We start from the raw sequence: 6,508 nt of genomic DNA, 5'->3' as shown, positions 1-6,508 counted from the left end.
TATCTGCCTCCCCAGCACAGAGGCCCACTAAAGGCCCTCACGCCTGCGAAATTGTCGGTCCAACGGTGTCGGTCGGTGCGGGACGGATCTGTTGGCGGAGCTGTTGACAGAACAGTTGCCGGGCGGCTTTGCCCACAACTCGGGCGACCGGACGGGGCCGAAAGAATCGGCTCCCCACGGCGGAGAACTGTCAGTCCCGCGACAGGTTCCGGCGCTGACACGGGGAAACGCGCGGTCGCGCGCTCGACGTTATCAGCGGAACTCCGGGACGGTCTATGGGCGAAACGGTCGGTTGACTCGGCCGGTTCGGGCGATCCCGACGCGGCGCGGAAACGGGTTCCAACAGGCCGGGCGCCGGGTGCGGTCGTGCCGAGGAGGAGGGGCCAGAACCGGGAGGAGCCGGCGGGACGAGGGGCCGGCGTCTCCCCGACCGGCGTCGGGTCGGGGAGGCGGCCATCGCGGGTCACGCGTCCGGCGAGGTCAGGAGTGCCTTGCGACGTAAGGGATCTGCACCGCGGTCCGGGCTGACATCGCGTTCCCGTTCGCGCCAGGTCCGGGCGGAACCTCTCGGCTGCCACTCGCACTTCCGCCAGGTGGCCGAGCGTGAACGGGAGTGTGAACACCCCATCGGCGACCGAACGCCCTCGCCGGTCCACTGTGGACATTCGTGGGAGCGAGGCCGGCGGCCGGGGTGCGTTCCCCTCGTCGCACCAAGATCCTTTGGTGGAGCCGACGGAACGGACCTGCCCGGCCCCCCACCGTCGGAACCGATTCCGTGTCCATCGTGGACAGCGTGGCGAGGGCGGTGACCCGACGCCAGACGGGGGCGGCGTCGCCGAATCCGGTTTCCGGACAACGGGGACGCGCCCCGCCTCCGCCCCCGCCTCGGAGCGGCGAACCGCACCGCTGCGAAAGGTTCCGGCCAACGTGCTCACCCCCAATCCTGTCTCGGACGCCCCGACGAGCAGGGCATGGCCGCGACACGCTGACGAGCGGACAGCGTGCGGTCACCGCGGTCGCGCGCTCCGAGGAGCGGGCGACCGCCTACGACGGTCAACGGAAGAAGATCGTGAGTACTGCGGCTGGGGCAAGCCTGGTTGGTGGAACGGGCGGCGGATCGACTAGGAGCGAGACTGCGGCTGACGAGCCCCCCGGTCCGGAGGACGCTCGCGCCACTGTGGACGAACAGGCCCCCGAGGGTGCGCGCGCCGCGCGAGGCGGGACGCGCCCCGACGCGGCCCGGTGCGGCCGCGCGGGGTCACCGGGCGAGGCCCGGAGACGACGGAGCTGGTGGAGATGGCGGAGGCGTTCTCGGACGCCTCGTCGCGGTCCGGGTCCAGGGCGGACGGGTCCGGCGCGTCAACCACGGCCGCCGAGACGGCGGTGGCCGCCGGGAGCACGGCGGACCGGTCGGGACGACGCATCCGAACCTCCCTCCTCCTGGTTCGCCAGCCACGAGCGCCAAAGCGGGAAGTCCCGCGGGGAATGGCATCGCGGGGCCGACGTTAGCCGCGCGGGCCGGGGCACCGCAATGATCCTTTTGGGCTGTTCGCCGGCACCCCCGCACCGAACGGCCCCGATCCGTCCGCCAGAACTGTTTGCCCTCCGCCAGGTTCCGTGCGGAAGTACGAAAAGACATCGGAAACATTGATGACAGAGATTCGTGTGCCGACGCTTCGGCACCGCCGGCCCTTCGCCGAGGCCCCGACCTCTCCACCGCAGGTGGAGCCGGCCGCGCCGGGCATCGGCGACACCGGGAAGCCCGTCCAGCCCCGCGCCGAACGGAAAGGACCGACCTCGCACAACCCGACGGTCGACAGCACCACTCCCTGTCCCGAACATGTCGGTCAGGGCCGCGTCCTCTCCCCCGCCGCCCGATCCACATTTACTCCGTTCGGGCGTTCCCGATGTCCACCGGACAACCGTTCCCCACCTCGTTTCGACAGGTCCACAAGGAACAGCGCGCGCCCCGAACGGCCTAATCCGCGGAGATTACCGATCTTTCTTCTCGCTTCCCGCGCTCCGGTGCGGACGGGAACTCGGGAACCGCCAGCAGCTCCCGGTAGAGCGTGTCGGAGGACAACAACTCCTCGTGCCGACCCACGGCGCGCACCCGACCCCCGTCCAGCAACGCCACCTGGTCGGCGAGGCCGGCCACCACGCCCCGGTGGGTGACCGCGAGCACGACCCGGTGCGCGGCCTGCTCGACGACCGCGCGCATCAGGACGCGCTCGCTGCGGGCGTCGAGCTGGCTGGTCGCCTCGTCCAGCAACAACACCGCGGGGTCGCGGAGCAGGGCCCTGGCGACCGCCAGCCGTTGCCGCTGCCCGCCCGAGATCGCCACCCCGCGCTCCCCGACCGGAGTGTCCACACCGGACGGAAGGCCGCTGACCCACGACCACAGCCCGACCGTGCGCAACGCCTCAACCACGTCCGCCCCGTCCGGGTCGGGCACGCCGTAGCGCACGGCCGCCCCGATGGTGTCGCCCAGCAGCGGGGCGTCCTGCTGGACGTAGCCCAGCCTCCGCCGGAGCGCGCCCCGGTCGATCTCCCGCAGGTCCACCCCGTCCAGCAGGATGCGCCCGCGGTCCACGTCGGCGAAGCGCTCGACCAGGCTGAGCACCGTCGTCTTCCCCGTGCCCGACGGGCCGACCAGCACCGTCAGCCCGCGCGGCACGTCCAGGGTGACCCCGCGCAGGAGGGGCTGACCCTGGTAGCCGAACCACACGTCGTCCAGCCGGAGCGACGGCTCCCCGTTCCGCCCGCCGTTCTGCTCGGCGCGCGGGGCGGTGGTCGCCGGCCGGTCCCCGGCCTCGGCGGGGAGGAGCTCCAGTTCCCGCACCCGGCGCACCGCCGCCAGGCCCTCGGCGAAGGAGGACCCGACCATGGCCAGCGTCCCCACCGGTCCGCGCAGGTAGACCACGTAGAGCAGGAAGGCGATCAGGTCGCTCAGCGTGAGGGCGCCGGAGGTGGCCCTGGCCGCGCCGACCACCAGCACCACGATGAAGGACAACTCGATGCCGGTCACCGCGATGACGTCCACCGTCGCCTCGGCCCGGCCCGCGCGGACGGCGGCCCGGTAGGAGGAGCCGGCCGCCTCGTCGGCCAGTCGGCGCTCCCACTCCTCGGTGCCCGACGCCTTGACGGTGCGGAAGGCCACCAACGCGCGCTGGAGCACGCTGGTGAGCCCACCGAGGTGGCCCTGGGCCTCCTCGCTGGCCCGGCCCACCCGGTCCAGCGCCCACTTGGCGGCCACCATCGACAGGCCGAACATCGCGACCACGATCGCCAGCAGGACCAGGTCGATGCTGGCCATGACCACCACCGCGGCCGCGATGGTCAGCGGCGCCGCCGCGCCGTGCACCAGCATCCCGGTGACCGTGTGCCGCAGCACCGTCGTGTCGCCGCTGACCCGCGACAGGAAGTCCCCGACCGGTCGTTCCTCCACTGTGGACACCGAAGCCCCGAGGATGCGGCGCACCAGCCGTTGCCGCACGGTCAGCACGATGCGTTGGCCGAACCGTTCCATCAGGTAGGTGGACAACCAGGTGAGCACCAGGCCGGTGGCCGCGATCACCACGAGCAGCACCACCGGCCCGACCAGGCTCTCCCCCGCCCCCAACCGGTCGACCACGGCGCGCACCACCAGCGGCTGGGCCAGCGCGGCTCCGTTGGACACCAGCTCCAGGAGTAACAACCACATCAGCGCGGCGCGCATGTCGTGGGTGTAGGACCACAGCACCCTCGTGGCCCCGGTCCGGCCGCGTTGGTCGTTCACCTCGTCGCTCCTGTCTTCCGTCCCGACGTGCGTTCCGCCCCGCCGCCGATCATCCGGAAGCGGCGCGGGGCCGGTTCGGGCGAAGGGGCCGCGCGAGGCGGGACCACGCCGTCGCCGCGGCTCCGGCCGAGGGTCGTGGGGTCCGCTCCGGGTCGAACAGGGATCACGCCAGCCGTGGGTGGGGCGCGGGCGCGCTCGTCGCCGCGTGGTCGCCCTCGGCGGCGGAGGCCGCCTCGCGCCACGCGCGTCCGCCGCCCCGGCCGCGGTCGGGGCCGGACGACAGAGTTGATCAAGCCGTCGCCGCATTGTATGTCGGCCCATGGGCGGCGGAAACCCCCACCGAACGGACCACCGGGGTGGATCGGGGGTCAGCCGAGTCGCGGTCGAGCGGGCGCGCCGCGTTCGGATAACGTCGGTGCGAACTGTCGGTGAGGGAGGAGGCACAGCGGGTGCGGGATCAGGACGGTGACCCCGGCTCCGGGGTGACGACGGCGCGGGAGGGCGGAGTGGATCTCAGCCGGCCGAACCCGGCCCGCATGTACGACTACTACCTCGGCGGGGTGCACAACTTCGCGGTCGACCGCAGGGCCGCGGCCGACGTGCTGTCGATCCTGCCCGAGACCCGCGACTTCGCCCTGCGCAACCGGGCGTTCCTCCGCCGCGTGGTGCGCCACCTCGCCGCCGAGGCCGGCATCGTCCAGTTCCTCGACCTGGGCTCGGGCATCCCGACCGTGGGCAACGTGCACGAGATCGCCCAGGACGTGAACCCCGCCTGCCGCGTGGTCTACGTCGACCACGAGCCCGTCGCCGTGGCCCACTCGCGCAAGCTGTTGGAGGGCAACGACAACGCGGCCGTCATCCAGGCCGACGTCCGCGACGCCGCGACGGTGCTGTCCCACCCGGACACCCGCCGGCTGCTGGACTTCGACCGGCCGCTCGCCGTGCTGATGCTCCAGGTGCTGCCCTTCGTCCCCGAGGCCGACAACCCCAGGGGCATCGTCGCCGCCTACCGGGCGGCCTGCGTGCCCGGCAGCTATCTGGCCCTGGCGCACAGCCTCACGCCGGAGTTCTGGCCGGGCAACGTCGACCAGGCCATCGAGCTGTACCGGTCGAGCACCCACCCCCTGCACCTGCGCACCCCCGAGCAGGTGGCGGCGCTGTTCGAGGGGTACGAGCTGGTCGAGCCCGGCGTCGTCTTCACCGCGGCCTGGCGGCCGGACCGGCCGATCCACCAGCAGGACGCGATCAGCAGCCGAGCCGTCGCCGGCCTCGGCCGCCTCCCCTCCCGTTAGCCGGCACGCCGCGAGGGCGGGACGACGCGAGCGGCGCTGGACCGGTGTGGGGAGGAAGGATGACAGGGCGGCCGGCGGAGTTCCCCGAGGGACGCCTGTCCGTCCGGGGTCGGCTGGCTCACGACAAGGCCAGCAGGTCTGCCGCCGGCCAGGACTTCGGGCGCGTCGTCCGACAGGAGCCGTGGGCGGTGTTCCGGCCGGAGTCCGCCGAGGACGTCAGCGCCCTCGTCCGGTTCGCGGCCGCTCAGCGACGCGCGGTGGCGCCCCGGGGTCGGGGGCACTCGACCTTCGGACAGGCCCAGGCCGCCGACGGGATCGTCCTCGACCTGAGCGGTCTGCGCGCGGTCCACGAGGTCGGCCCGGACTTCGTGGACGTGGACGCGGGCGCCTCCTGGCGGTCCGTCGTGCTCGCGACGGTGCCCCGCGGGCTGACTCCCCCGGTGCTCACCGACTACCTCGGGCTGTCCGTGGGCGGCACGCTCTCGGTGGGCGGCGTCGGTGGCGTGACCCACCGGCACGGCATGCAGACCGACAACGTCCTGCGACTCGACGTCGTCACCGGCGACGGCGTGGCGCGAACCTGCTCCGCGCACACCGAGAGCACGTTGTTCCACGCGGTTCTCGGCGGGCTGGGCCAGTGCGGTGTCATCACCCGCGCCAGACTTCGCCTCGTTCCGGCTCCTGCCCGCGTCCGCCGCTACAAGCTGTACTACGCCACACCGCGCAGGCTCACCGCCGACCAGCGCCGCCTCCTGGCCTCCGACCGCTTCCCCTACCTCGAAGGACAGCTGAAGCCCGACGCGAGCGGATGGCGGCCGAGGTTGGAAGCCGCTTCCTTCTTCTCGCCGCCGGAGCTCCCCCTCGACGAGTCGCTGTTGGACGATCTGGGACACGAGCGCGGAAGCGAGGAAATCGAAGATCTGTCCTATGTGGACTTCGTGGACAGGCTGACGTCCAGCGAGGCCGACCTGCGCGCCACGGGCGAGTGGTTCCACCCCCACCCGTGGTGGAACGCGTTCCTCCCCGGCTCCACTGTGGACGACCTGGTCGAGGAGGTCGCCGCCCGAGTCACGCCCGACGACATCGGCGCGGGCGGTGCGTTGCTCCTCTACCCCTTCACGCGGCGACGCCTGACCACACCGCTCGTGCGCACCCCTGACGATCCTGTCGTCTTCCTCTTCGCGATCCTGCGCACCGCTCCCCCGGACCAGCCGACGGCGGTAGAGGAGATCATCCGTCTCAACCGCGCCCTGTACGAGCAGGTTCGTGCCGCCGGCGGAACCCGGTACCCCGTCGGGACGGTGCCGTTCGACCGTGCCGACTGGGTGCGGCACTTCGGCACCGCGTGGCCCTCGTTGCACGAAGCCAAGGAACGGTACGACCCGCACCACGTCCTCACACCCGGCCAGGGAATCTTCTGACCCGTTGGGCCGGGGGC

General features: G+C 72.4%; 3 protein-coding genes. 2 read left to right on the top strand and 1 reads right to left on the bottom strand.

Annotated elements, in window-relative coordinates; translation table 11 throughout:
- Positions 1-1,978: 1,978 nt before the first annotated feature.
- Complete coding sequence (locus tag BUE43_RS17155; protein ID WP_073484311.1) at positions 1,979-3,778, bottom strand: ABC transporter ATP-binding protein; 1,800 nt, start codon at positions 3,776-3,778, stop codon at positions 1,979-1,981.
- A 449-nt stretch (positions 3,779-4,227) separates the two neighbouring features.
- On the opposite strand from BUE43_RS17155, the gene BUE43_RS17150 reads away from it, so the two are divergent.
- Together BUE43_RS17150 and BUE43_RS17145 are read left to right on the top strand one after the other, a co-directional pair.
- On the top strand, positions 4,228-5,070 hold the full coding sequence (locus BUE43_RS17150; protein WP_234995771.1) for an SAM-dependent methyltransferase: 843 nt from the start codon (positions 4,228-4,230) through the stop codon (positions 5,068-5,070).
- 59 nt (positions 5,071-5,129) lie between these two features.
- Positions 5,130-6,491: an FAD-binding protein gene (locus BUE43_RS17145; protein ID WP_073484310.1), complete on the top strand. Its 1,362-nt coding sequence runs from the start codon at positions 5,130-5,132 to the stop codon at positions 6,489-6,491.
- Positions 6,492-6,508: the final 17 nt, after the last annotated feature.

The organism is Streptoalloteichus hindustanus (assembly GCF_900129375.1).
GTDB lineage: Bacteria > Actinomycetota > Actinomycetes > Mycobacteriales > Pseudonocardiaceae > Streptoalloteichus > Streptoalloteichus hindustanus.
Note: the sequence above shows the minus strand (reverse complement) of the source record. Positions and strands in the feature narration are given on the sequence as shown.